This is a genomic window from Streptomyces yatensis (assembly GCF_018069625.1).
GTDB classification, from domain to species: Bacteria; Actinomycetota; Actinomycetes; order Streptomycetales; family Streptomycetaceae; genus Streptomyces; species Streptomyces yatensis.
Genome location: NZ_CP072941.1, coordinates 900,928 through 926,487 on the forward strand (window position 1 = coordinate 900,928; position 25,560 = coordinate 926,487).

Below are 25,560 nucleotides of genomic sequence, written 5' to 3' on the forward strand. Positions count from 1 at the left end.
GCCATGGGCACCCTCTCAGGAGGAATTACCCCCTGACGGCACGCCACACCGGGGCCGGGCGTGGGCCCGATCACGATCGGCTTGAATCCTCCCGGGCCCGCGTCCGTATCCCCGCGTGATGGTGTGGGGCGCATAAGGAGGTCTGTATGGCAGCCGAACCCGATCCGGACCGGCCGGCCGGGCGCGAGGTGCTCGAGCCGACCGCGATCTTCCGTGCGACGCCGGAGTACGACGACGACTCGGAGGCACCGGTCGAGGGATGGATGGAGGAGCTCGACCTCTTCCGGCCGCCGGGCACCGAACTCCCGCCCGAGGCACCGCCCATGGCGGATGCGGACACCCAGGAGATCACCGGCGGTCCGGCCGCGGCCGACGCCTGGCCGGTTCAGGGCGCACCGGCCGAGCCGCGCCGTCCGGCCGAGCCGCCATCCCCGGCCGGACGGCGCTACCCCAGGGCCGCCCTGCTGGTGCTGGCCGGAATCGGCGCCGGGGTCGCCCTCTCGCTGGTGGTGATGGTGCCCCGGGACTCGGCGTCCGGCGCGGCCGAGGGCGGCGCGCCGGCCACGCCGACGGCGCCCGTGACCTCCGCCGCGCCCGGGACGCCGAGCGCGCCCGCCTCGCGGCCGCCGGACGACGCGTTACCGCCACCGGGCGATCCGGGCGATGTGCTGACCCTCGGGGACACCGGCCCCGAGGTGACCGAGCTCCAGAAGCGTCTGCTGCGCATTCCGAACGTGTATCAGGACGGGTCGGTCAACGGGCAGTACGACCAGACCCTCGCCCAGGCCGTCTCCCGGTTCCAGGTGTGGTACGGGATCCGGGGCGACGCGAACGGGGTGTACGGGTCCGCCACGCGGCAGCAGCTGGAGTCCCGCACCTGACCCTTCCGCCATGCGGCGTCTCCGTCCGGGGGACCGTCGACCGGAGTCGTCAGACGGCGCCGAAGACCTGCGTCCAGTAGGTGCCCGCGCGGCTGCCGGTGGCATGGCCGACGCCGATATGGGTGAAGTCGGGCTTCAGGATGTTGGCGCGATGGCCCGGGCTGTTCATCCAGCCGCGCACCACCTCCGCCGGTGAGCGCTGGCCGCACGCGATGTTCTCGCCGATACCGCGGTGCGTGGCCCCGGCGGCCCGCGCCCGGTCCCAGGGCTGATGTCCTTCGGGGCCGGTGTGGGAGTAGAAGTCGCGGGCCACCATGTCGTCACTGTGCGCCTGCGCGGCCGCCGTGAGCCGCGGGTCCGGGGCGAGTGGCGCCAGCCGGGCGGCGGCGCGCTCCGCGTTGGTGAGGGCGATGACCTCGGAGGCCAGGCGCAGGAGTCCGTCCGGGGTGAACGGCCGGGCCCATACCGCCGTCCAGTAGACGTCCCCGGTGGGGCCGTCGGCCCGGCCGATGCCCAGATGGACGAGGTCCGGATCGTGGAACGGGCCCCGGCTCTCGTCGCCTTGGAGGCAGTAGTCGACGAATTCCCGCGGCGTGCGCGGCCCGGAGACGATGTGCTCGGCGATGGTCAGCGGGGTGTATCCATGCGCGGCGATCCGGTGGAAGAGCGCTATGCCGTCCGGGGTCTCCAGCCCCAGCGCGCCGTGGGCGGCCATGGCCCGGGCGTGCGCCTCGGCGGCCGCGGTCAGCCGTCCGTCGAGGGCCACGGGGGCTGCCCCGGCCCGGGCCCGCCCCGCGTTCACCACCTCCAGGGCGTGTCGTGAGGCCCCGTCGGCGGGCGGACGGGAAGGAGGCGCGGGTGCGGCCCGGACGGACGGCGCGGACCCGGCCCGAGTGGCCGGCGGGGGCATGGTCCGGGTGGCCGGCCCGGACGGGGGCGGGACGCCGTCGTCGGCGACGTCGACGCCGAAGTCCCGTGCCACACCGGCCAGTCCGTCGGCGTAGCCCTGGCCGATCGCCCGCACCTTCCATCCGCCGCCGCGACGGTAGATCTCGGCGAGCAGCAGCACCGTCTCCGCCGAGGGGCGCGGCGGGGCGAACCGCGCCAGCTGCGCTCCCCGCTGGTCCAGGACGCTCAGCACGGGCGCCGGCAGCCGCCCGAGCGGGGTGCCCGGGTCGGCGGGGCTGATGACGAGGGTGACCCGGGCGGCGCCGGGCCGCAGCCCCCGGGGCCGCAGGGTGACGGTGTCGCCGTCCAGCCGGGCGCCGGGCGCGGTGGGCTGGTTGAAGAAGACGAAGTCGCCGTCACCCGCGACCTTGCCGTCCTCGCCGGTGATCAGCGCGGACAGGTCGAACGGGCCCGGCACCCGGATGGTCAGCGCGCCGTCGGGCAGCGCCTGGTTCCCGCCGGGCACCAACTCGCCCATGTCCGCTCCTCACCGCCGCGCATCTGGAGGCGACGCGTCATGAAGGCAACGCCCGGGCGCGCCCGGCGGTTCCGGCGGTGGGGGCGGTTCCGGCGGTGGGGGCGGTTCCGGCGGTGGGGGCGGTCGTCAGGCCGGTACGGCGACGTACTTGTACTCCAGGAACTCGTCGATGCCGACGCGGCCGCCCTCACGTCCTAGCCCGGACTGTTTGACGCCGCCGAAGGGGGCCGCGGGGTTGGAGACCAGACCGGTGTTGAGGCCGACCATGCCGACCTCGAGCCGCTCGCTCACCCGCAGCGAACGGCTCAGGTCCTGGGTGAACACATAGCCCACCAGGCCCCATTCGGTGCTGTTCGCGGTGGCGACGACCTCGTCCTCGTCGTCGAAGGTGAGAACGGCCGCGACCGGTCCGAAGATCTCGGTCCCCATCAGCCGGCTGGCCGGGGAGACGCCGGTGAGCACGGTCGGCGGGTAGAAGCAGCCGGGGCCCTCGGGGGTGCTGCCGCCGACCAGGACCTCGGCGCCGCGCGCCACGGCGTCCGCGACCAGCTCCTCGACCTTGCTGCGGCCGGCCTGGTCGATCAGCGGGCCGACGTCGACACCGGCCCGGCTGCCGGGGCCGACCTCCAGCGCGCCCATGCGGCGGGCGAGCCGGTCGGCGAACTCGGCCGCGACGGAGGAGTGGACGAAGAACCGGTTGGCCGCCGTGCACGCCTCGCCCATGTTGCGCATCTTGGCGGTCATGGCGCCCTCGACCGCGACGTCGAGGTCGGCGTCCTCGAAGACGATGAAGGGGGCGTTGCCGCCGAGTTCCATGGAGGTGCGGACCACCGCGGGCGCGCACTGGGCGAGCAGGGTGCGGCCGACCTGGGTGGAGCCGGTGAAGGAGAGCTTGCGGACGTGTCCGCCGGTCAGCAGCGGCTCCACGACCTCGCCCGCGCGGGAGGTGGTGACCACGTTGAGCACCCCGGCCGGAAGCCCCGCCTCCGCCAGGATGCCGGCGAGCGCGAGGCTGGACAGCGGCGTCTGCGGGGCGGGCTTGAGCACCATGGTGCAGCCCGCGGCGATGGCCGGGCCGATCTTGCGGGTGCCCATGGCCAGCGGGAAGTTCCACGGCGTGACGAGCAGACAGGGGCCGACCGGGCGGCGCATCAGCAGCATGCGGTTCCTGCCGTCCGGCAGCGTGGAGAACCCGCCCTCGATGCGTACGGCCTCTTCCGAGAACCAGCGGAAGAACTCCGCGGCGTAGGCCGCCTCGCCCCGCGCCTCGGCCAGCGGCTTGCCCATCTCGGCGGTCATCAGCGCGGCGAGCGCGTCGGCCCGCTCCATGATCAGCTCATAGGCGCGGCGCAGGATCTCGCTGCGCGCGCGGGGCGCGGTGGCCGCCCACTTCTCCTGGGCGTCCTCGGCGGCGGCCAGGGCGCGCTGCCCGTCGGCGGGGGAGGCGTCGGCGACGTCGCACAGCACCTCACCGGTGGCCGGGTCGTCGACCGGCATGGTCTGACCGCCGGCCGCGTCGGACCACGACCCGGCGATGTAGAGCTGCTTGGGCACCGCCGCGAGGACCTCGGCGGCCGAGGGGTACGAGGGGGTGGACATAGGGGCAATCTCCTTCGTGACCGCCGCCGGTCCGAGGGGTTCGGACCGGCGGGCGGATCGGGCTCCCGTTGGGCGATGTGCGGTGCGCGTCAGGAGTCCGCTGTTCCGGCGCTGACGGCGGCGGACCAGGCGCGCAGACCCTCGTCGATCGCCGCTTCGTCGACGACGAGGGCGGGGATCATCCGGACCACATGGTTCCAGGCCCCGCACAGGAGCAGCAACAGTCCCTCGTCCACGGCGGCGCGCTGCACCCGGGCCGCGGTCGCCGGGTCCGGCTCCCCGTCCTCGGTGACGAACTCGCTGGCCAGCATGAGGCCGAGGCCGCGCACATCGCCGATGGCGGGGGTCTTGGCGGCCACGTCCTCCAGACCGCTGCGCAGCCGGGCCCCCATGGCCTCGGCGTTGGCCACCAGGTTCTCCTCGCGGACCACGTCGAGGGTGGCGGCGGCGGCCGCGCAGGCCACGGCATTGGCGCCGTAGGTGCCGCCCTGGGAGCCGGGCCATGCCTTGCTCATCAGCTCCTCGGAGGCGGCGATGCCGGACAGCGGGAAGCCGCTGGCCAGCCCCTTGGCCGTGACCAGGATGTCGGGGCGGATGCCGAAGTGGTCATGGCCCCAGAACCGTCCGGTGCGGCCCACTCCGGTCTGCACCTCGTCCAGGATCAGCAGGAAGCCGTGGCGGTCGGCGCGCTCCCGCAGGCCCTGGAGGAAGCCCTCGGTGGCGGGCACGTAGCCGCCCTCGCCGAGCACCGGTTCGACGATGATCGCGGCGGTGTCGTCGGGCGGGGAGATGGTCTGCAGGACGTAGTCCAGCTCCCGCAGGGCGAACCGGGTCGCGGTCTCCTCGTCCCAGCCGTACCGGTAGGCCGTGGGGAACGGGGTCACCACCACGCCGCTCATCAGGGGCGAGAAGCCGGAGCGGAAACGGGTGCCGGAGGTGGTCATGGAGGCGGCGGCCACGGTGCGGCCGTGGAATCCGCCGTGGCAGACCAGGACGTTGGGCCGGCCGGTGGCCTGGCGGGCGAGGCGCAGGGCCGACTCGACGGCCTCGCTGCCGGAGTTGGAGAAGAACAGACTGTCGAGGCCGGTGGGAAGCACCTCGCCCAGCTTCTCGACCAGCCGCCGCAGCGGTGGGTGCATGACAGTCGTGTACTGGCCGTGGATGAGCGTGCCCACCTGCTCCTGCGCGGCGGCGACGACCCGCGGATGGCAGTGCCCGGTGCTGGTGACGCCGATGCCCGCGGTGAAGTCGAGGTATCGCCGCCCGTCCTCGCCGTCGATGTAGGCGCCCTCTCCTCGGACGGCGACCACCGGAGTGGCTTGACGGAGCTGCGGCGACAGATTGGTCATGTTCTCTCCCACACGCACAGGTCGGCGATGCGCTCGGACACTTCGAGGGTGAGGGGGCGCACCCGGTCAGGACAATGATCACTGTGTCGCGGGGTGGTGATCGGTATGGACGATCTGTCAACGAGCTCCCACACGGATCCTGTCAAGACTCCGGGCGGGGTCATGGTTGCGCTCGGCGCGGGGGCTTGCCAGAGTGACCGGCATGAACGGCTCCGGCGGCACCGCGTACGACGCCGCGGGACGGACGCCGTCCCGCCCCGCCGGGCCCCCGCGGGTCCCCGGGCGCTCCCCGCTCAGCCTCGCCGACGTGCTGCGGCTGCCGGTGCTGGCCGCCGGGGTGCCGGAGGTGGTGTCCGGCCATGGGCAGCTGTCCCGGCCGGTCCGCTGGGTGCATGTCACCGAACTGCTCGACCCGGCGTCCTTCCTCAAGGGCGGGGAGCTGGTGCTGACCACCGGCATGCCGCTGCCCGAGGACCCGGCGCTGGTCCGCCGGTATGTCGACGAGCTCGCGGACATCGGCGCCGCCGGGCTGGTCATCGAGCTGGTGCGGCGCTACCACCGGCCGCCGTCGGAGCTGGTACGGGCCTGTCTGGCGCGGGACTTCCCGCTCGTGCTGCTCTCCCGGACCGTGAACTTCGTGGAGGTCACCCAGGTGCTCCACTCCCTGATCGTCGGCAGCCAGGTGGAGAGCCTGCGCCGGGCCCAGGACGTCCATGACACCTTCACCGCGCTGACCCTGCGGGGCGCCGGGCCCGAGGAGGTGGTGGACATGGCGGCCGAGATGAGCGGGCATCCCGTGGTGCTGGAGAACCTGGTGCACCAGGCCGTGATCTGCGGTTCGCCGGGGCGCGGGGTGGAGGGGGCGCTGACCGGCTGGGAGCGGCGCTCGCGCGCCACGCCCTCGCCCGACCGGACCGGGCTGAGCGGTCCGGAGGACTGGCTGGTGACCGCGGTGGAGTACCGGGGCGAGCGGTGGGGGCGGCTGCTGATGCTCCCGGACGGGGCCGGGCACTCGGCGGTCGGCCCCGAGGACGCGATGGTCCTGGAGCGCACGGCCACGGCCCTGACCATCGCCCGGCTCACCCATCACACCCGCTGGGAGCGGCGGGCCCAGCGCACGCTGCTGCTGGACCTGGTGGAGCAGCGCTGCCGCTCGATGGGGGAGGCCCGGGCCAGGGCCGAGGCGCTGGGCGTGCCGGTCGCGGGCCGCCGGCTGATGGTGGTGCTGGTCAGCCCCGGCCCCGGCGCCGGGGAGACCACCGAGCTGGAGGACCGGCTGACCGACGAGCTGGGGGCGGCCGGGGCCGCCGTGCTGGTCGGCGCGGTGCCCGGTGACCACATAGGGGTTCTGCTCGCCCTGCCCGCCGCCACGCCCTGGCGGCCGCTGGTGGAGCGGCTGAGCCGGTCGGTGCGCGAATCCCGTCCGGATGCCGTGATCAGCGTCGGCTCGGAGGTCTCGGAGCTGGCGCAGACCGCACGGTCGTTCCAGCAGGCGGCACGGGTCGCGGACGCCGCCGTTCCGGGGACGCCGGACAAGGCGTTCCACGAGCTGTCCGACATCGGGCTGCGGCAGCTGCTGTACGCGCTGCGCGGCGATGTGCGGCTCCAGGAGTTCGTGGAGCGGCAGTTGGGACGGCTGGTGGACTACGACGAGCGGCACGGCACCGATCTACTGCCGGTGCTGCACACCTTCCTGGACGCGGCGGGCAACAAGACGGTGGCCGCCAAGCGCGCGAACCTGTCCCGTCAGGCGTTCTACCAGCGGCTGCACTCGATAGAGCGGGTGCTCGGCTGCGATCTGGAGTCGGGTGAGCAGCGCACCCAACTCCATGTGGCGCTCACCGCCTTCCGGCTGTTGCGGCTGTCCCGGGGCCCGGCCCCGTCCTGACAGGGCGACGCGCCATGGCCGGCCCGGATCCGGGCCGGCCACGGCGCGTCTGTCGGCACCCGCGGGGCGCGCGTCATTTGACGAAGTCGTCGACGACCTTTGGCGGCCAGCAGCCCACGTTGAGGACGCCTATGGAGTAGGCGCGGGAGACCAGGGCGGCCCGGTTGGGCACCCGCAGCTTCCGCAGCAGCCGTGTCACGTGGTACTCGACACCCTGCCGGCTGAGGTACAGCCGGGAGGCCAGGGGGATCGTGGAGAGCCCGGCGGCGATGCCCTCCAGAATGCGTGCCTCGGTCTCGGTGAGGAGCTTCTTACGGTCGGTGACCATGTCGACCTCCTCGCCACCCGCCGTGGGCCGCAGCACCACGAGGATCGAGGCCACATGGGCGGAGCCCTCGCGCACGGCGACCGCCGTGAGCCCGCTGGTGAAGGCGGCCCCCTCGGCCCCGATGGCCACCACATGGGTGGTGAACCGGTGACGGGAGCCGTCGAGGAGCCGGCTGAACTGCCGCTTCACCGCCTGCCGCACGCTGGGGTGCAGAAGGTCACTGAAGTCACGGCCGCACACGTCCGTGGAGGCGTCGTCGAACTGCCGGAAGAACTCCCGGTTCGCCTGCTGGACGGTGAGCGACGGGTCAAGACAGACGACACAGGCCCCTGGCTGGTCGAACTGGCGCAATAGATCCGTGTACTCGGTCTGCTCGTGTCCAAGCTCGTGGGGGGTTGGCCGAGCCGAATCGGTCAGTAAAGGCAATGCCAAGGGACTGCCATCCCTTCCTAATTCTCAGAATTCGGAATTGAATACTGAATATTCAATTCCAAATGTTCATTTCAGAATTGAGACTAGGGATCTACGAGCACGGAAGTCAACGTCAACAGGGGTGTCGCCGCCCAATCCCGTGGTGGGGTACCCCGAAGGTTCGGTCCGCACCCCACCCCTTCGGTGGGCCGGTACGGTCGGTTCACGAATCCTCGTCAAACACCGTCCAATTATCGCCGTTAACGTTACGTTCATGAATCCATGCGCGGCAGCAGCTCGATGAGCTCGCGGCGTCCGGAAACGCCCAGCTTGCGATACGAACTCGTCAGGTGCTTCTCGATGGCGCGGGAGCTCACCCCGAGCTCCGCGGCCGCCTCCTGGTTGGTGAGGCCGCGTCCCACGAGGGAGGCCACGGTGCGCTCGGTACGGGTGAGGGCCGCCTCCGGCGGAGCGGCGGAGGCACCGCTGCCATCCGCGGCGCGGATCCGCTCGACCAGCCAGGGGACCCCGCACGCCGCGGCCAGCGCCCCGGCCTCCTGGAATACGGCCGCCGCCTCGCCGCCCGGTCTCAACTGCCTGCCCAGCAGCAGGAGCGTGCGGGCCAGTTCCAGTTCATCGGCCGAGGCGCGCAGCACATCGACGGATTCACGCAGCAGCCGCACCCCCTGGTCACCTCCGATCAGCCGGGCCTTCACCCGCAGGGCGCGGCCGAGCGCCACCGGAGCCCCCCACTCCCTCGCCCGCAGCAGCTCCTCCTCGGCCAGCGCCCCGGCCGCGCCGGGGTCGCCGACGCGCCGGTGGAGCTCGGCCGCCCAGGGCCGCCAGGCGAAGAGCACGGGGTTGCGCCAGCCCGAAGCCTCCAGCTGCCGGCCGCAGGCCAGGAGGGTTTCCAGGGCGCCGGTCCAGCGTCCGTTCCCGGCGTCCTGCGCCGCCTTGGCGAACTGCAGCGTCGCGGTGAGGGCCAGGCTCGAGGAGCGGCGGCGCCCGGGGCCGTCCAGAATCCGCTCGATCAGTACGGAGTCCTGGAGGTCCAGGGCGACGCGGGTGAGGGCGAGGGTGGAGACGACCCCGGCCTCCTGCCAGTGCACCTCGGCCAGCCGCACGGCCCGCTCGGCGTACTCACGCGCCTGGGAGACGCGCCCCCGGGCGCTGAGCACCATGGCCTGCTGGACGTTGACGAGCGCGTCGGCGACCGTGCCGCCCTGCCGCCGCGTCTGCTGTTCCATCGCGAGCCAGGAGCTGATCCCCCGTACCGAATCGGCGGCGACCAGCCCGATCACCACCAGCGGCAGCGGAGTGTGAACCTGTTCCGAGGTGGCCGGTTCGCGCTCCAGGATGCGGTTCGCCAGCCGGGAGACCTCGGCCGCGGGCCATCGGGCCGTGAGCACCGCCGAGTTGAGCAGCACCGCCGTCAGCTCGCGCTCGGCGGCGGTGATCAGCGCCGGCTCCTCCCCCAGCGCGGACAGCCGCTCCACCGCGGCGGCCAGCTCCGCCGGATCCTCGTGCCCGGCGTGCCGCAGCCGCGCCTCGAGCCGCAGCGCCACATCGCGCGCCGTGCCCTCCAGCGAGGTGGCGGGCCCCAGGTCCTCGGCGACCTGGTGCAGCAGATCGATGGCCGACGGGGGCCCCAGGCCCACGATGGTCGGCGAGATCCGCAGGGCGGCGGCGGCCCGGAGCCGGGGCGTGGTCAGCAGGGGTATCGCCTGGGAGATATGGCGTTCGCAGGCGGCCGGGTCGAAGCCGCGCTCCGCGGTGGCCAGATCGATCAGCAGCCGGGCCCGGCCCTCCCCCGCCAGCGAGCCGTCCAGCAGGGCGCGGCGCAGATAGCGGGCGGCCGTACGTGGCGCCCCGCGGCGCAGCGCGGTGTCCGCCGCGGCCCGCAGCACCTCCACCGCCCAGGGATGGCCCGAGTCGGTGACGGCCATGAGCTGGGCCGCGACCAGCTCGGCGGCGCGTCCGTTGTGGTAGAGCAGGGCCGCCGCGGCGTCGTGCAGCCGCTCCCGTTCCGCCACGGTCATCAAGGACTCGACCGCGTCCTGCACCACCCGGTGGAGGAAGCGCGGCTCATGCTCGGAGGCGAGCAGCCCCACCTCGTGGAGATCGCGCAGCGTGGCCAGGAAGCCGATCGGGTCCAGTCCGGCCAGCCGGGCCAGCAGGTCCGGTTCCGCCTGGCCGCCGAGGACCGCGATGGCCGCGGCCAGGTCCCGTACCGGCCGCGGCTGGACGCGCAGGGAGCCGGCCAGCCGCTCGCGCAGCAGGGCGGGGCGCAGTGAGCGGACCGCCTCGACCTGCCCGGCGGTGGGCCGCAGACCGCCCATGGCCAGGTCCGCCAGCACCGACTTCAGGAACAGCGGGTTGCCCGCGGAGGTCTCGTGGCAGGCGCGGGCGAATTCCTCGTCCCCCGGCACGCCGAACTGCTCGTGGATCACTTCCTTGGTGGCGCCCAGCGACAGCGGCGCGGGGCGCAGCACCCGCCGGGCCGCGTCGACGACCTCCCGCAGCAGCGGGTCCCCGGGGCGCCGGTAGCCGTCCCGCAGCCCGCAGACGACCACGGCGCGCAGCCCGTGCAACCGCTTGATGAGGAAGGCGAGCCAGCGCAGCGACGGGGCGTCGACCCACTGCAGATCGTCCACCAGGATGAGCAGCGGGCTGTCGGCGCTGACGGCGGCCAGCGCCGAGCGCAGGCCGTACAGCGCCTCCTCGGGCATGGTGAGGGTTCCGCCGTCGTCGAGCAGCGGGGCGTCGTCGGAGAAGACCGCCCGGTAGAGGTCGCCCTCTTCCCCCAGCCGGGACTCGTGGAGTTCCGCCGGGGCGCCGGTCAGCAGGCTGTCGAAGAGCTGGCGGACTACGCCGAGGGGGAAGTCCTGCTCCACCGGCGCGGCGTTGGCGCGCAGGACACGGACCTCCTCGCCGTCGGCGAGCATCGGCAGCTGCTGCAGCAGCGCTGTGCGGCCGATGCCCATGGGGCCGGTGAGCAACATCAGCGACGAGTCGCCCGCCGCCGCGGCCCGCAGGGCCTCCGCGACCTGGGCCAGTTCGGCCTCCCGCTCAAGCAACATCCGTTCCGCCTCCCTCTGCCGCCCGCAGCAACGCGATCAGCTCCGCTCGGCCGCTGATCCCCAGCTTCCGGTACGCGCCGCTGAGCCTCAGCTCCACGGTGCGTCTGGTGACAGAGAGGGTTTCCGCTATCTCCCGGTTGCCATGGCCGAGTCCGACAAGGGCCGCGGTGCGCTGTTCGGGTTCGGTCAGGCTCGCCCACGCCGGATGCGGGAGGCGTCCGCGAACGGCGGACGGCCCGGCCCGCTCGGACAGCTCGCGCACCCGCGCGACCAGCCGGCTGGAGGACCGGTGGGCGATGACGAAGGTGAACAGCTCGGCCACCAGGGGGGCCGCGGCCCGCGGGTTGCCCGCGTCGAGCTCGGCCGTGGCCAGTTCCATCAGGGACCCCGCGTAGGCGAGCCGGGCCGGGGTGTCCCGCAGAGTGGCCACCGCCTCGCGGAGACGGTCCACCTGCCCCTCGCGGGCCACCCGTCCGGCGCCCAGCTGAGCCCAGCCGATCGTGTTGGGGGCGCCCCACAACCGGGCCAGCGCGAGCTCCTCATCGGTGAGCCGCCGCGCCTCCTCGTGGTCGCCGAGGGCGTCGTGGACCCGGGCGGCCATCGAACGCCAGGGCATCAGGGCGGGGTTGATCCGCCCGCGGCCCAGCTCCCATCTGCCGGTGGACCGGAACAGCTCCAGCGCCTCGGGCAGCCGGTCGTCCTTGACGGCCACCAGCGCCCTGGCGAAGAGCAGATAGCCCCACGAGGCCCCCTCCCGCGACTCGGCGGGCGCGGACACGCCCGCGAGCACACCGGCCTGGCCGACATCGCCGTTCTCCAGGGCGATGAGGATCCGGATGGCCATCAGATACGGGACGGTGTAGCGATGCCAGAGGGCGCGCGGCAGTGACCGCTCCGCGGCGGCCACGTCCCGTTCGGCCATGTCGAGCCGGCCGCGCCGCAGGTTCAGCTCGCCGCGGACGGCCAGGGCCTGGGCGGCGGCCGCGCGGGCGTGCCGTCTGCGCAGATCGGTGTGGAGCACGTCCAGCCGCACCTCGGCCTCGTCCAGGTCGTCGGTCAGCAGCAGGGTCCGGGCGGCGGTGAGCCGGGGCAGGATCAGGGCCCCCGCGGCGCCGTCCACGGTGAAGACCCGCTGGGCCAGCGCCCGGGCGGTGGGCAGGTCCTCGCCGCGCAGGGCCAGGCGCCAGGCGAGCGCCGCGGCCTGTACCGGGCAGGTGGGGTCGGGGGGCAGCGGTGGGATGCCGTCCGGGACCAGATCGGTGTCCTCCTGCCCGGCGGACTCGGTGAGCCAGAACAGCCCGGCCAGGGCCCCGCGTTCCTCGCCGTCGGTGAAGGGCAGCACATCGGCGATCGCACGGCGCAGCGCCTTGTCGTCACCGCGGGAGAGTCCCAGGTCGGCGGCGCGCACCCGGATCCGGCCGGGCCCGCCGTCGCCGGTGCGGATGATCTCCGCCAGCCGGCGGCCCGCGGCCTCGGGGACGGCCAGCACTTCGATGGCGGCCAGCTCCAGGCCCAACTGGCCGCGCGGCGCCGGGGCCAGCGGCTCCTCCAGCGCCCGCGACAGACAGGCGATGGCCTGGGCGGTCCGGCCCGCGCGCAGTGCGGCGGCGCAGGTGCGGCGCAGTACGGGGATCACCCAGGGCTCGTCGACCGGGCGGGCGGCGAGCAGCAGCCGGGCGATGTCCTCGTCGGGTACGGCCGCCCGGTAGGCCAACTCGGCGGCGCGGGCGTGCAGTTCGGCCCGCTCATGGCCGGGCATCTCGGCGAGGATCCAGCTCCGCGCCTCGGGCCGGCTCAGCCGGAGCCCGGTTTCGGTGGCGGTGGCGAGCCCGCTTTCCTGGAGTACCTCGGGCAGTCCGGGCTCGCTGGCGGCGCGGGGGTCCGCGAGCGCGTACAGCAGGGACAGGTCCAGCAGATCGCCGCAGACGGCGAGGGCTCGGACGACGGCGACGGCCGTGTCGGACAGCACTCCGAGTGCGCGGACGGCGTGTTCACCGCTGACGGCCTCGGCTATCGTGCACAGTTCCGGCACCCGCCCGGCCACCGGTGCGTATCCGCGTCTGATGAAGCGCCTCAGCGCCTCGGACAATACCTCGGGGTTACCCGCGCTCGCCTCCAGGGCGGCCGAGGTGAAGGCGGTCTCGCCGGGGCGGTCGCAGATCAGCGCCACCGTGGCGGCCACATCGCGCGGAGTGAGCGGGGCCAGTTCGACTTCGAGGGTGATCACTTGGTGCGGCGCGGTGGAGAGGGGGCAGGCGCCGGGGCGGAGCCGGCCGGTGCCGCTCACCAACAGGGCGATCCGGGCGTCGGGCAGGCGCCGGATGAGCGCCCCGAACCAGCGCAGCGAGGCCGGGTCCAGCCATTCCACATCGTCGACCACCAGCAGCGTGGGCTGTCCACGCGCGGTCCGTAGCAACTCGGTGAGGCCCGGTAAGCGGCTCTCGGGTCCCCGTCCGGTCAGGGCCTTCAGCGAGCCGTCGGTGAGTCCGTCCATCGGGCCCAGCAGCTGTGCCACCACGCCGTAGCGCACCTCGCGCTCGCCCGGCGTCCCCTGGGCGCGCAGTACGCGGTAGCCCTGGTCCTCGGCGAGCCGGGCGGCGAGGTTCAGCAGCCGACCCTGTCCGTAGCCGGGCCTGCCGATCAGCGTCACCACCGAGGAACGGCCCCTGCCGAGATCGGCGACGGTCTGGGCAAGCATGGCCTGCTCTCGTTCACGGCCGGGGAACGGGAGCCCGTTGAGCTGCATGGTGTGACTATATGCCTGGGGCGGGGTGCGGACGTGGCACCCGGCCCCGCGTGCGCGTCAGCGCCGGCCGCGGGAGGCGAAGACCCACGCCGGTGCCTGTGGGTCGGGACGGCTCGGGGTGTTGAGCACCGAGGCCAGCTCACCGCGCTGACCGACACTCAGCTTCCGGTAGACGCTGGTGAGATGGGTCTCGACGGTGCGTACGGTGACGAACAGCGACTCGGCGATCTCGCGGTTCCCCGCCCCGCGCGAGGCCATTTGGGCCACTTTGCGCTCGGTGCCGGTGAGCAGGTCGACCGGTGAGGCGGTGATCTCGCGCATCCGGCCGCCCGCGGCGACCAGCCGGTTACGGGCGTCCTTGGCGAGCGCGAGCGCACCGCAGCCCTGGGCGAGGTCGACGGCCGAGCGCAGCCGCTCCCGGGCGTCGCGCGGCCGGCCGATGTCCAGCAGCGCCCCGCCGAGCAGGAACTCGGCCCGGGCGTACTCGGCGCGGGCGGGCGAGCCGGAGAGGTGCTCGACCGCCTCGGTGAGATGTGCGATGCCCTCCTCGCCGGGGGTGGTCACCCCGCGGGCGAGGGCGGCGAGTCCGAAGGCGCGCGGGGTGCTCCAGCGGCGGGCCAGCTCGGCGCCGTGCTCGACCAGGTCCCGCGCCTCGTCCGCCCGCTTCTCGGCCGCGAGCACACAGGCCGCCTCGGTCCACCACGGCAGGAACGCCGGGTTGGCGAAACCGGAATCCTCCAGGGAGGCGCCGCAGTCCAGCAGCAGCCGCAGCGCGGTGGCGCTGTCGCCGAGCGCCCAGCGGGCCCGGGCGCGGGCCATGAGATACCAGTGGTACTCCATGACGAACCCGTCCAGATTCGGCCGGGTGACGGCGGCCAGCAGCTCCTCGGCCCGCTCCGGTTCGCCCCGGTCGATCAGGATCGTCGCCAGCGCGGTCTGGGGCATGGTCACATTGCCGCTCCAGCGCTCCTCGCCGATGATCTCGACGGCGGTCTGGGCGTCGGCGAGCGCGTCGGGGATCGCGCCGAAGCCGTGCAGCAGCATGGCGCGGTAGGACAGGGTGATCACATACGACCACACCGCGGCGTTGTCCTGGCCCTGGCGCAGCGCGTGGTCCAGCGCCTCCATCGCCCCCTCGACCTCGTCGGCCAGGCCCAGGGTGAACGCGGAGAAGAGCAGCGACCAGTTGTCGAGCCGGTCCGAGGAGTCCAGCGCGCGGCGGGCCTGTTCCACGGTCCGCCGCACCGAGCGGCCCTCCATCGCGGACAGGACCGTCATCATGGCGAGCATCTGCCGCTGGGCGGGGGTGTCCCCGGCGGGTTCGGGAATCCGCGCGAAGCGCTCGCGGACGGTGTGGATCGTGGCCTTCTCGTCGGATCCGCTGATCAGCAGCGCTGATTGGACCAGCGTGCGCAGCTCACGGTCGCGCGGATCGGGGTCGGGCCCCAGCTCGGCCTCGAGCTCGTCGAGCACCTCGCTGAGCACCCGGACGGCGGTCGGTGACTGCTGGACGGTGAGGCAGGTGAGGCCGAACTGCACGGCGATGGGCGCCTTGGTGCGGACGTCGGTGGCCAGCGTGAGCGCGCGCCTGAGCAGGCGGATGGCCTCGGCAGGATTGATCTCCGCGAGCGCCTTGGCGAGCGGGACATGGGCCGACAGACTGTCCGGCTCCGCCTCCAGGACGCGGTAGAGATAGCGGGCGGCGGCCTCCGGGGCGCCGCGGTGCTCGGCCTGGACGGCGGCCTCCCGCAGCACCCAGCCCATCCACGGCTGGGGGGTGCCGGGCACCAGCAGCACCTGGTTGGCGACCTCCTCGGCGGGCCGGCCGGCATCGCTCAGCAGCAGGGCCGCCCGGGCGCGCAGCTCGGCCAGCGGCTCCTCCCCGGCGGCCTCCAGCACCGCGGAGCGCACCACGTCATGGGCCAGGTCCGCCCGGTCCGGCGCCATCACCTCGGCCCCGCGCAGCAGTTCCACGGCCTCCGCGACCCGGGCCGCGGGCACCCCGGCCAGCGCGCCGATGTGCTCCACGTCCTCCTCGCCGAGCACCGCGACGGCGGTGGCCACGTCCCGGACCCAGCCGGGCCGGGCGTCGAAGAGGGCGCGCACGGACAGGGCGACCACGTACTGCCCGACCTCGGCGATCTCGCGCAGGCCGCTCTCGTCGGGTGAGACGCCCTTGGCCCGCAGCTCGCGCAGCAGCCGGGTGACGGTCAGCGGATTGCCGCCGCAGACGGCGGCGGCGCGCCCGGCGAAGGAGTGCGCGACGGGGGCCCTGAAGACCTGGCGGGCCATTTCGGCCACTTCGAAGTCGGTGAGCGGGTCGAGACGGATCACCGAGGAGCGGGGCTGGGCGAGGATGTCCGCCAGGGTCGCGGGGGCGACCGGTTCCTCCTCGGTGCGCTGGGCGAGCACCACCAGCAGCGGCAGCTCGTCGGCCCGGCGCAGCAGGAAGTCGATCCAGCGCAGGGACCGCTCGTCGCACCAGTGCACATCGTCCAGGACGAGCACGAGCGGACCCTGGGCCATCAGGTTGGCGGCGAGCCAGTACAGGCCGTGCAGCACCGGGTAGACGGAGGCGGCCGTCGGCGGCCCCTCCTCGCCCGGGTGGGGGCTGAGCGCGGGGAGGGCGCGGCGGGCGTTCCCGCGCAGCAGCGGGGAGTCCTGGGCGTCCTCGGCCGAGAGCCCGAGTCCCCCGAAGAGGGCGCGCACTCCGCTGTAGCCGGCGCCGGCCACCACCTCACCGCAGGTGCCGTGCAGAACGGTCATCTTCCGGCAGACGTCGCTGTCGAGGAACGCGCGCAGCAGGCTGGTCTTGCCGATTCCGGCCGGGCCCGACAGGGCCACCAGACCGGAACGGCCGTTGTGGGCGGCCTCCGCGTGGGCGGTCAGGGCCGCGAGTTCGGCAGCGCGCCCGACCAGCGCGCCGGGTAAACCGGAATCTATTTTCCGGTCCACCACGCAGCCTCCTCGAGCCACCAAACGCGAACAATTCTCAGGAAAAGTCTGCTACTGCCGCGATCAGGAGGCTACACGACCGCTGTGACGACGATCAATATCGATCAGTGGAGCCCGGAGACGGAAGGCGTGGTGAGGGCGATCACCGTTCCGTTCCCCGGGCCCTTCGGTATCACTGTGTGGGTACGAGGCGTGAAGTCGTCTATGGCATCTCCCTTCGTCGGCTCACATTCACGGGGTCATGTGCGTTTCTTCCAGGGCGGCTTCCAGCGCGAGGGCAGGTGGGTGGAGCTCGAACCAGACGACCTTGCCCGCCGCCGTGCAGGTGGAGCCCCAGCAGCGGGAGAGCAGGTCCAGCAGATGGAGTCCGCGGCCGCCTTCGTCATCGCCGCACGCCCGGCGCACCCGCGGCTGCTCGGGGTCCTCGTCCGCCACCTCGCACCGGAAGGCGCGGTCGACGGAGCACAGGGAGAGCGTCAGGCGGATCGGTCCGCCCGCGTGCCGCAGGGCATTGGTCACCAGCTCGCTGACGAGCAGCTCGGCGTCGTCGGAGAAGTCGTGCAGTGCCCATACCCCGAGCTGGGCGATGGCCAGCCGCCGGGCCATGGGCACCGAAGAGGGCTCGGAGGGCAGCAGCCACGACGTCCCGCCACTGGTGGCGGGGGGCCGGGCGGCCTCGGGCCGGCGCTCGGTGCTCACCGGGGCGCCGCGCGAGGGGATGAGGGTAATCGCGTTCATGTCGACTGGTCGGGGCTGGTCCGGGGGGCGGGGATGGCACGCCCGTCGGGAAGGAGTTCACCCGTGTCCGCGAAGATCACCACTCCGTTGCAGAGCAGGCTCCACCCCTGCTCGGGGTGGGTGGCCACCAGACGCGCCGAATCATGATCCGATGCGTCGGCCGACGGACAGGGAGGTTGATGGAGGCACATGATCCGAACCTTCGATCTTCCACCATGGACTGGCGGAACTCGTTTCCGAGGTCACCATGGTGGATCGGCGGGGCGGTGCGCGACGAGGGGAGATCTCCCCGCATCGGTACCCGAACCCGCACCGGCCCCCGGGACGGTCACGGATGGGCGACGCCCGCTCACCCTCGGTGAAACACCACCCCGGCAGACGGACCGCCCGTCCGAAGTGCGTGCGGTGGCTCCCGGCCCGGGCATAGCCTGGATGGGAGGGCTTCGGGTCCGTGCGGGCATCGGCCCGTCCACCCGAGCCCGGTGCGAGGCATCGATGGGTGCGGTGGCGACGAGCACCCCGACCGGACGGCAGACTGTGAGGCTGCCGGCCGAGGTGACGAGTTTCGTGGGACGTCGGCATGAGGCGGCCGAGGTCAAGGAGATGCTGTCCGCGTCGCGCCTGGTCACCCTCACCGGCGTCGGCGGAGTGGGCAAGACCCGGCTGGCGCTGCGGGTCGCGGACGAGGCGCGCCGGGCCTTCCCCGACGGTGTCTGGCTGGCCGAACTCGCCGAGCTGGACAACCCCGCGCTGCTCGCCCAGGGCGTCACCGAAGCACTGGAGATACGGGACCACTCCCGCCGCCCGGCCCTCGACGTGCTCGTCGACCATCTGCGGGACCGGCAGGCACTGATCGTCCTCGACAACTGCGAACACCTCCTGGAGGAGTGCGCCCGGCTCGCCGACCGGCTGCTGCGCGCGGCGCCCCGGTTGCGGCTGCTGGCCACCAGCCGTCAGGCGCTGGGCACGGCCGGTGAGCAGAGCCTGGCCGTCCCCACCCTGGGGCTGCCGGACCCCGAGGGGCCCCGGCCCACCCTCGCCACGCTCGCGCGATGCGACGCGATCCGGCTGTTCACCGAGCGGGCGGCGGCCATCGTGCCCGGATTCGAGCTCACCGAGGACAACCGGGAGGCCGTCGAGCTGATCTGCCGGCGGCTCGACGGCATCCCGCTGGGGATCGAGATCGCGGTCGTACGGCTGCGCGCCCTCTCCGTCCAGCAGCTGCTGGACCGGCTCGACGACCGGTTCCGGCTGCTCACCACCGGCTCCCGGACGGTCCTCCCCCGCCATCAGACACTGCGCGCGCTGATCGACTGGAGCTATGAGCTGTGCACCGAGCGGGAGCGGCTGCTGTGGGCCCGGGTCTCGGTGTTCGCCGGAAGCCTGGATCTGGACGCGGCCGAGGCGGTCTGCTCGGACGAGGGCATCGACCGCGAGGAGATCCTGGACCTGGTGACCGAGCTGGTGGACAAGTCGGTGCTGCTCAGGGAGGAGCACCGGACGGCGGTGCGCTACCGGATGCTGGACACCCTGCGCACGTACGGCCGTGAGCGGCTGGCGGCCGCCGGGGAGGAGGCCGTACGGCTGGGCCGCCACCGCGACTACTACCGCGGGCTGGCCGCGGACGCGCGGGCGGCGCTCTTCGGACCGGCCCAGGTGCAGTGGTTCGCCCGGCTCCAGCTGGAGCACGCCAATCTGCGCACCGCCCTGGAGGGCTGCCTGGCCGAGCCCGGGCAGACCGGCTGCGGTCTGGAGATGGCGGCCGATCTGCTCTACCACTGGATCACCAGCTACTACCTCGGCGAGGGCCGCCGCTGGCTGGACCAGGCCCTGGCGCTGTGCACCGAACCGACCGGGGCACGCGCGCGGGCCCTGTGGACCGACAGCTGGCTGGCCATCATCCAGTCGGACACCGACACCGCCGCGGCCATGCTCGAGGAGAGCCGGTCCATCGGAACCCGGCTGGGCCTGGAGCCGGTGCTCGCCTACAGCTCGCTCTACTCCGGCATGGTCGCCATGTACCGGGGCGAGACCCGATCCGCGATCGCGCTCTACGAGGAGGCCGTGACCCGCCATCGCGCGACCGGCGATCCGGTGGGGCTGGCCCTGGCGCTCATCCGGCTCTCGCTCGCCCACTCCTTCATCGGCGACTCACCCCGCGCGATCGCCCTGGGCGAGGAGTCGCTGGCGGTGTGCGACGCGTACGGCGAGGGCTGGCACCGGGCCTACACGATGATGGCGCTCGGCATGGACGTATGGCGCCAGGGCGACACCGCCCGGGCGGCCGCCCTGGAGAAGGACAGCCTCACGTTCAACCGCTCGCTGGACGACCCGCTGGGCGTCGCCGTCAATCTGGAGGTGCTGGCCTGGATCGCGGCCACCGACCGGGACCACACGCGGGCGGCCAGGCTGCTGGGCGCCCTGCGGACCATCTGGCACGCCATCGGCGCCTCCCACTCCGGCTACGGGCATCTGGTCCACTACCACGAGGAGTGCGAGGCCACGGTGCGGCGGGCGCTGGGCAAGGCGGCCTTCAACGCGGCGTTCAAATCGGGCGCCCGGCTGTCCTACGCCGAGGCGATGGTGTACGCGCTCGAGGACGAACTGCCCAGCGAGGAGACGGCGGTGGGCGGGCGGCCGTCGCCGCTGACGCCCCGGGAGTCGGAAATCGCGCAACTGGTCGCGCAGGGGCTCAGCAACAAGGAGATCGCCTCGTCCCTGGTCATCGCCCAGCGCACGGCCGAGGGCCATATTGAGCACATTTTGAGCAAGCTGGGTTTCACCTCGCGTGCGCAGGTGGCGGTCTGGGTAGCGGAACAGCACCGCACCGCCGAGACCGATGGCGAACACCCGCCGGAGGACAGGGCCTGAGTCCGCGTCGGCATTCTCAAGGGGCAAGGGGCGGAATTCTATTCGATACGGGCGCACATGTCCCCGAAGTTTTCACAAGCCCCACGAAAATCCTCGCCCGGCCCGGCTTCGAGGGATCATGCGTCAGGCTCGAGGGACGAGCCGCAACGGCCGTGTCAGCGCGTCGACGCGACCCATGCGACCGAGGAGGTCCCGCCGTGACTGTTGCCGCAGTCGGCAATACCGGTGATGCCATGGAACTTTTCCGTGGCACCGCTCACAGCCCGTCGTTCTTCGCGCTCAACCGCGCCGGGGTCACGGGTGGCGGACAGGAGCTCGTGGACTTCTGCATCCCCTGCAATCCCTACTTCCCCACCCCCGCCATGTTCGCCGTGATGGCGGTCAGGCTGCGGGACATCCTCACCTACTACCCGAGCTCCGCGGAGACCATCACCGCCGAACTGGCCGATGTGCTCGGGCTGCAGCCGCAGACCATGGCGATGGGCAACGGCTCGACCGAACTCATCACCTGGATCGACCATCTGCTGGTGAAGGAAAGCCTGGCGGTGCCGATTCCCACCTTCGGCCGCTGGACCGACCAGCCGATGGAGACCGGCAAACGGGTCGACATGTTCCAGCTTCCGGAAATGAGCGGATTCGCGCTCGACCCGAATGCCTTCGTCAACTTCGTACGCTCCCGGGGCTCTCGGGTCGCGGTGATCTGCAACCCCAACAACCCCGACGGCGGGCTGGTGTCCCGCCAGGCCCTCATCGGCATCATGGACGCCCTGGCCGACCTCGATCTGATCGTGATCGACGAGTCGTTCCTGGAGTTCGCGGACGCCGAGGCGTATCCCAGCGTCGTCGACGAGGCCATCCTGCGCCCGAATGTGATCGTGCTGCGCAGCCTCGGCAAGAACTTCGGGCTGCACGGTGTGCGCTTCGGCTATCTGGTCGCCAATCCGTCGCTGGCCGTGCAGATCCGCTCCCGGCTGCCCAAATGGAACCTCAACTCCTTCGCCGAGGTCATCGTCTTCATGCTGAAGCGGTACCGGCAGGAGTACGTGGACAGTCTGCGCATGCTCAGCCGCGACCGGCAGCAGATGACCACCCAGCTGGCGGGACTGCCCGGGATGACGGTCTACCCCTCCCAGGGCAACTTCGTCTTCGTCAAACTGCCGGCCGGAACGGACGGCGGCTGGGTCCGGGACCAACTGCTGTCCCAGCACGGGGTGCTGGTGCGCGAATGCGGCAACAAGCTGGGCAGCAGCAGCCAGTTCATGCGGCTGGTGGTGCGCTCCCAGCCCGATGTGCAGCGACTGCTGACCGGGCTGAGCACGGTGCTGTACGGGACGTCCTTCTACGCCCCGCAGGTCGGCTGGGACCAGCAGCCGTCGGTGTCCTCGGGGTACGCGGGATCCTCGGGGTACGCGGAGTTGCCGGGGTCCTGGGGATCCGCCGCACAGGCGCCGTCGCTGGACTACTCCTACCAGCAGCCGCCCCAGCTGCCCGCGGCGCCCATGGCGCAGGAGCCCCAGCCGATGTACTCCGCGGCCGCCCTCCCGGCCCCGCAGGGCGTGACCGGCGATCCGTACGGGCAGGCGTCCTTCGCGGGTGCCTCGGCGGGTTACGCCCAGCAGCAGCCGCTCGCGGAGCTGTCGCCCGCCTATGTCGCCACTCCCCCGGCCCAGACGCCCCTGTACCAGGCCCCGGCGGCGCTGCCGCAGCCCCAGATGACCCAGCCCCAGATGGCCCAGGCCGCACAGCCGCTGATCCCGCAGCAGGCACCGGCGCAGCAGTTCCAGGCCCCGCGGTCGCAGCCGGCCCAGAGCCAGGCGCCGCAGGGCCAGGCACCGTTCATGCAGATGGCGCCGCAGCCGCAGAGCGCGCAGTACCAGGGCGCCCAGGCGCAGACCGGTCAGATCCCGATGATCCAGGTCCAGGGCGCTCAGGGGGCGGGGGCAGGGGTCGGGTACAACCTGTTCCGGCCCGAGGAGACGACGGTCGACCAGATCCCGGTCTACGGTCAGCGGGATGCCGGGGTGCCCGAGCCGTCGCCGGTGGAGCGGACGCAGGCCATGACCTACGACCCCGCCGAGCTGAAGGCCGCGGCCGCGGCCCCCGTGGTGCCCCTCAGCGAGCAGGAGGACGACCCGACCGGGCAGACTCCGGCCCTGCAGCGCTATCCGCGCCCCGCGGCGTACCTCCAGGACGACTCGATGTCATGACCGGGCCGAGGTCATGACCGGGGCAGCCCTTCGTCGCACGGCCAGGCCGGGGAGACCCCGGCCGCCGCGCAGACCGCGATATGCAGCAGCAGCGGATGGGTGTACGGCTCCCCGTCGCCCGGCCAGTGCACCACACCGGGCTCCTCGGCCCCGGTGGGGCCGGTCCACCGCCCGGGCGGGCCGGTCACCATGGCGCCGACCGCGTAGACGGCCGGTGCGGGCCAGTTGACCCCGATGTCCGACTGCGGCGGCACGATCCACCACCAGCGCCCGGCGCGGGCGAGGACACATCCCGCCCGGGGCAGCAGGTCCATGACCCCGGGGCCGTGCCGCTCGGCGATCCCCACCGCGTCATAGGCCCGGTCCGTCCGCAGCGCCGGCGGCAGTTGAAGACGGTGGCGTCCGAACGCCGGACGGAATCCGCGCCGGCCGAACCGGCCGCGGACGAGGCCGGTCAGCGCACCGGCGAAGGCGTACGTCATCTAGGGGCACTTCGCAAAGGTCGGGCCGCTCGCGCCTGCGGTCGCCGCGGCAGAACGCGGTAACGGGATCATGACGCAACTATGCGCACCGCCGCGCACACTTGGCAAGGGGCACTCTGAAAAGTGCAGAGTCGTAAGTGCAATGTGTCCGTTCCGCACTGGCCATGGCACACTGCGAACATCAGCGTTGGGGAGGTCAGGGAGGGATTCAGGTGAGCGAACCGCGGTCGGCCCCGACCGTGGGTCAGGTCGTCCTCGGCAAGAGGCTGCAGGACCTGCGGGAGAAGGCGGGGTTCAAGCGGGACGAGGCGGCCAGAGTGCTGCGGGTCGCGCCCGCCACCGTCCGTCGCATGGAGACCGCCGAGGTCGCGCTGAAGGTTCCGTATGTGCAGATGCTGCTGGACGCCTACGGGATCACCGGCGACGAGCTCGATTCCTTCATCACCCTGACCGAGGAGGCCAACAAGCCCGGCTGGTGGCAGCGGTTCCACGACATCCTCCCGGACTGGTTCAGCGTGCACGTCAGCCTGGAGGGCGCGGCCGAGATGATCCGGGCGTACGAACCGCATTTCGTGCCCGGACTGCTCCAGACCGAGGAGTACGCCCACGCGGTCATGCAGACCGGTGCGGTCGGCCAGTCCGCTCCCCGGCGGGCGGAGCGCCATGTGGCGCTGCGCATGGAGCGGCAGACGCTGCTCAGCCGGCGGGACGCGCCCCGGCTGTGGGTGGTGATGGACGAGACGGTGCTGCGCCGCCGGGTGGGCTCGGCGGAGGTGATGCGCGACCAGATCGACCGGCTGCTGGAGGCCGTCGAGATGCCGCACATCACGCTGCAGATCTCGGAGTTCACCTCCGGACACCATCCGGGCACCTACGGGCCCTTCGTCCTCTTCCGCTTCGCTGTTCCCGAACTGCCGGACATGGTCTACGTCGAGTACCTGACCGGCGCCGTCTACCTGGATGAGCGCATCGAGGTGGCCTCCCATCTGGAGGCCCTGGACCGCATGGCGGCCCAGGCGGCAACCGCACGACGCACAAAGGAAATCCTCCGCGATTTCCGCAAGGAGCTCTGATCGGAATGGATCGCATTCACAACGGCATGCGCGCGAGCGACCTCGGCAGCGAGGGCTGGCAGAAGCCGTGGAGTGGTGGCAACGGCGGCAACTGCGTCGAGGCCATGAGGCTGGACGACGGCCGGGTCGCGATCCGTCAGTCGACCGATCCGGACGGTCCGGCGCTGATCTACACCCGCAACGAGATCATGGCGTTCATCGAGGGCGCCAAGGCGGGCGAGGCCGATTTCCTCATCTCCTGACATGCCTCCCGTGCACCGGCCCGCGCACCGCGGCCGCGCCGGTGCCGCCGTGGGCCGCCGCCGTGTCCGGACACGGCGGCGGCCCACGGGTTTCCGGCCGTCCGGCCGTCGGCGTCGGACGCTAGGAGGCGTCCGCCGCCAGCGCCCGCAGCAGACCGACGGTCAGCGCGGTACGGGCCGGGATCGGGGCGAGCACGGTGTGCTCATGGCGGGCGTGGGCGCCGGAGCCGAGGGCACCGAGCCCGTCGAGGACCGGACGGCCGAGCGCGGAGACGAAGTTGCCGTCGCTGGCCCCGCCGACCGCGGTCTCCTGCAGCTCCCAGCCGTGTTCCGCGGCGACCGCGTGGGCCTGCTCGAACAGCCGGCGGGACGGGTCATTGGGGACCATCGGCGGGCGGTTCCACTCACCGGTGACGGTCAGCCGCACCCGCTGGTCGGACGGGGTGAGGGCGTGCAGCGCGGTGTCGATCCGCTTCATCTCCTCCGGTTCGGCGATCCGGATGTCGATACCGCAGCTCGCTTGTGCGGCGATCACATTGCGCCCGGTGCCGCCGCTGATCAGCCCCACGTTGACCGTGGTTCCGCGCTCCGGGGCGCTGAGCGCGGCGATCTGCGGGACGACCTCGGCCAGCGCGTGGATGGCGCTCGCGCCCGCGAACGGGTCGAGTCCCGCATGCGATTCGATGCCGTGGGCGGTCACATCGAACAGCCCGACGCCCTTGCGGGAGGTCTTGAGCGCCCCGTCCAGCGACGCCTCGAAGACCAGCGTGGCCAGCACGTCCTCGCTGAGCCGCTCGATATGGCGCCGGGAGGCGGGGCTGCCGATCTCCTCGTCGCCGCCCAGCAGCAGCCGCACCGAGGGGTGGGGAAGCTCCAGCTCGCGCAGCAGCCGCAGGGTCCAGACGGCCTGCACCAGACCCGTCTTCATATCGAAGACACCGGGTCCGCTCGCCCGGCCGTCCTCGACCTGGAAGGGCCATTCGGCGAGTGTTCCGGCCGGCCAGACCGTGTCGTAGTGGCAGAGCAGCAGCACGGTGCCGGGGGCCGTGCCGCGATAGGTCACGGCCAGCACATCGCCGTACGCCCCGCAGTCGTGGCGCTCGGTTCCGTCCGGCTCGCCGAGCCGGTCGACGAGCCAGCCGCTGATCGTGGCGAGCCCGGCGTCCAGCAGCCGCTTGTCATTGCTGGGCGTCTCCAGCTCCACCAGCGTCCGTAGGTCTTCGATCATCTCGGGCAGCACCCGGACGGTGGCGGCGGCGAGATCGGAGGGGGTCATTCGAGGGG

17 protein-coding genes are annotated in these 25,560 nt (G+C 72.7%); 6 read left to right on the plus strand and 11 right to left on the minus strand.

Features of this window, described 5'->3' with window-relative positions; translation table 11 throughout:
• Positions 1-146 precede the first annotated feature (146 nt).
• Entirely contained in the window at positions 147-881 is a 735-nt protein-coding gene (locus J8403_RS03460; protein WP_246585667.1) for a peptidoglycan-binding domain-containing protein, read from the plus strand.
• A 49-nt stretch (positions 882-930) separates the two neighbouring features.
• On the opposite strand, the gene J8403_RS03465 is transcribed toward J8403_RS03460, so the two are convergent.
• From J8403_RS03465 to J8403_RS03475, 3 genes are all read right to left on the minus strand, one after another.
• The gene (locus tag J8403_RS03465) at positions 931-2,307 is read right to left on the minus strand and encodes a CAP domain-containing protein (RefSeq protein WP_211121798.1); all 1,377 of its coding nucleotides are present in this window, start codon (positions 2,305-2,307) and stop codon (positions 931-933) included.
• Between the two features lie 126 nt (positions 2,308-2,433).
• The gene (locus J8403_RS03470; RefSeq protein WP_211121799.1) at positions 2,434-3,906 is read right to left on the minus strand and encodes an NAD-dependent succinate-semialdehyde dehydrogenase; all 1,473 of its coding nucleotides are present in this window, start codon (positions 3,904-3,906) and stop codon (positions 2,434-2,436) included.
• Positions 3,907-3,995: 89 nt separating this feature from the next.
• Positions 3,996-5,255 (minus strand): aspartate aminotransferase family protein, encoded by a 1,260-nt coding sequence (locus J8403_RS03475; protein WP_014057220.1) that lies wholly within the window; start codon positions 5,253-5,255, stop codon positions 3,996-3,998.
• A 202-nt stretch (positions 5,256-5,457) separates the two neighbouring features.
• Between J8403_RS03475 and J8403_RS03480 the strand changes: the two genes are divergently transcribed.
• Positions 5,458-7,143: a PucR family transcriptional regulator gene (locus tag J8403_RS03480; protein ID WP_211121800.1), complete on the plus strand. Its 1,686-nt coding sequence runs from the start codon at positions 5,458-5,460 to the stop codon at positions 7,141-7,143.
• A gap of 73 nt (positions 7,144-7,216) precedes the next feature.
• Here J8403_RS03480 and J8403_RS03485 read toward each other — a convergent pair whose 3' ends face one another.
• The 6 genes from J8403_RS03485 to J8403_RS03510 all read right to left on the minus strand — a co-directional run bounded on the left by J8403_RS03485 (position 7,217) and on the right by J8403_RS03510 (position 17,592).
• Entirely contained in the window at positions 7,217-7,822 is a 606-nt protein-coding gene (locus J8403_RS03485; protein ID WP_165449217.1) for a LuxR C-terminal-related transcriptional regulator, read from the minus strand.
• 332 nt (positions 7,823-8,154) lie between these two features.
• Complete coding sequence (locus J8403_RS03490; protein WP_211121801.1) at positions 8,155-10,962, minus strand: ATP-binding protein; 2,808 nt, start codon at positions 10,960-10,962, stop codon at positions 8,155-8,157.
• Positions 10,952-13,708, minus strand: coding sequence for an AAA family ATPase (locus J8403_RS03495; protein WP_211121802.1), 2,757 nt, complete (start codon positions 13,706-13,708; stop codon positions 10,952-10,954). The genes J8403_RS03490 and J8403_RS03495 overlap by 11 nt, the downstream gene beginning before the upstream one ends.
• A gap of 57 nt (positions 13,709-13,765) precedes the next feature.
• Complete coding sequence (locus J8403_RS03500) at positions 13,766-16,666, minus strand: helix-turn-helix transcriptional regulator (protein ID WP_211121803.1); 2,901 nt, start codon at positions 16,664-16,666, stop codon at positions 13,766-13,768.
• Between the two features lie 228 nt (positions 16,667-16,894).
• Entirely contained in the window at positions 16,895-17,401 is a 507-nt protein-coding gene (locus J8403_RS03505; RefSeq protein ID WP_211121804.1) for an ATP-binding protein, read from the minus strand.
• Positions 17,398-17,592 carry a DUF5999 family protein gene (locus J8403_RS03510; protein ID WP_208519910.1) on the minus strand — a complete coding sequence of 65 codons (195 nt, stop codon included), beginning with the start codon at positions 17,590-17,592 and terminating at the stop codon, positions 17,398-17,400. Before J8403_RS03510 ends, J8403_RS03505 begins: the two co-directional genes overlap by 4 nt.
• Before the next feature lie 376 nt (positions 17,593-17,968).
• On the opposite strand from J8403_RS03510, the gene J8403_RS03515 reads away from it, so the two are divergent.
• Positions 17,969-20,272: an ATP-binding protein gene (locus tag J8403_RS03515; RefSeq protein ID WP_246585668.1), complete on the plus strand. Its 2,304-nt coding sequence runs from the start codon at positions 17,969-17,971 to the stop codon at positions 20,270-20,272.
• A gap of 233 nt (positions 20,273-20,505) precedes the next feature.
• Positions 20,506-22,479 carry a pyridoxal phosphate-dependent aminotransferase gene (locus J8403_RS03520; protein WP_211121805.1) on the plus strand — a complete coding sequence of 658 codons (1,974 nt, stop codon included), beginning with the start codon at positions 20,506-20,508 and terminating at the stop codon, positions 22,477-22,479.
• A gap of 11 nt (positions 22,480-22,490) precedes the next feature.
• Here the strand turns inward: J8403_RS03520 and J8403_RS03525 are convergent, their stop codons facing one another.
• The gene (locus J8403_RS03525) at positions 22,491-22,961 is read right to left on the minus strand and encodes a hypothetical protein (protein WP_211121806.1); all 471 of its coding nucleotides are present in this window, start codon (positions 22,959-22,961) and stop codon (positions 22,491-22,493) included.
• A gap of 212 nt (positions 22,962-23,173) precedes the next feature.
• Here J8403_RS03525 and J8403_RS03530 point away from each other — a divergent pair, with 212 nt between their 5' ends.
• Positions 23,174-24,034, plus strand: coding sequence for a helix-turn-helix domain-containing protein (locus tag J8403_RS03530; RefSeq protein ID WP_211121807.1), 861 nt, complete (start codon positions 23,174-23,176; stop codon positions 24,032-24,034).
• Positions 24,035-24,039: 5 nt separating this feature from the next.
• The gene (locus tag J8403_RS03535) at positions 24,040-24,276 is read left to right on the plus strand and encodes a DUF397 domain-containing protein (protein ID WP_211121808.1); all 237 of its coding nucleotides are present in this window, start codon (positions 24,040-24,042) and stop codon (positions 24,274-24,276) included.
• 121 nt (positions 24,277-24,397) lie between these two features.
• Here J8403_RS03535 and J8403_RS03540 read toward each other — a convergent pair whose 3' ends face one another.
• The gene (locus J8403_RS03540; RefSeq protein ID WP_211121809.1) at positions 24,398-25,552 is read right to left on the minus strand and encodes a M20 family metallopeptidase; all 1,155 of its coding nucleotides are present in this window, start codon (positions 25,550-25,552) and stop codon (positions 24,398-24,400) included.
• Positions 25,553-25,560: the final 8 nt, after the last annotated feature.

What these genes read in the sequence shown, in the direction of transcription:
- J8403_RS03460 (WP_246585667.1), top strand. Translation starts at nt 147, where the DNA reads ATGGCAGCCGAACCCGATCCGGACCGGCCGGCCGGGCGCGAGGTGCTC.
- J8403_RS03465 (WP_211121798.1), bottom strand. Translation starts at nt 2,307, where the DNA reads ATGGGCGAGTTGGTGCCCGGCGGGAACCAGGCGCTGCCCGACGGCGCG.
- J8403_RS03470 (WP_211121799.1), bottom strand. Translation starts at nt 3,906, where the DNA reads ATGTCCACCCCCTCGTACCCCTCGGCCGCCGAGGTCCTCGCGGCGGTG.
- J8403_RS03475 (WP_014057220.1), bottom strand. Translation starts at nt 5,255, where the DNA reads ATGACCAATCTGTCGCCGCAGCTCCGTCAAGCCACTCCGGTGGTCGCC.
- J8403_RS03480 (WP_211121800.1), top strand. Translation starts at nt 5,458, where the DNA reads ATGAACGGCTCCGGCGGCACCGCGTACGACGCCGCGGGACGGACGCCG.
- J8403_RS03490 (WP_211121801.1), bottom strand. Translation starts at nt 10,962, where the DNA reads ATGTTGCTTGAGCGGGAGGCCGAACTGGCCCAGGTCGCGGAGGCCCTG.
- J8403_RS03495 (WP_211121802.1), bottom strand. Translation starts at nt 13,708, where the DNA reads ATGCAGCTCAACGGGCTCCCGTTCCCCGGCCGTGAACGAGAGCAGGCC.
- J8403_RS03505 (WP_211121804.1), bottom strand. Translation starts at nt 17,401, where the DNA reads ATGAACGCGATTACCCTCATCCCCTCGCGCGGCGCCCCGGTGAGCACC.
- J8403_RS03510 (WP_208519910.1), bottom strand. Translation starts at nt 17,592, where the DNA reads ATGTGCCTCCATCAACCTCCCTGTCCGTCGGCCGACGCATCGGATCAT.
- J8403_RS03520 (WP_211121805.1), top strand. Translation starts at nt 20,506, where the DNA reads ATGGAACTTTTCCGTGGCACCGCTCACAGCCCGTCGTTCTTCGCGCTC.
- J8403_RS03525 (WP_211121806.1), bottom strand. Translation starts at nt 22,961, where the DNA reads ATGACGTACGCCTTCGCCGGTGCGCTGACCGGCCTCGTCCGCGGCCGG.
- J8403_RS03535 (WP_211121808.1), top strand. Translation starts at nt 24,040, where the DNA reads ATGGATCGCATTCACAACGGCATGCGCGCGAGCGACCTCGGCAGCGAG.
- J8403_RS03540 (WP_211121809.1), bottom strand. Translation starts at nt 25,552, where the DNA reads ATGACCCCCTCCGATCTCGCCGCCGCCACCGTCCGGGTGCTGCCCGAG.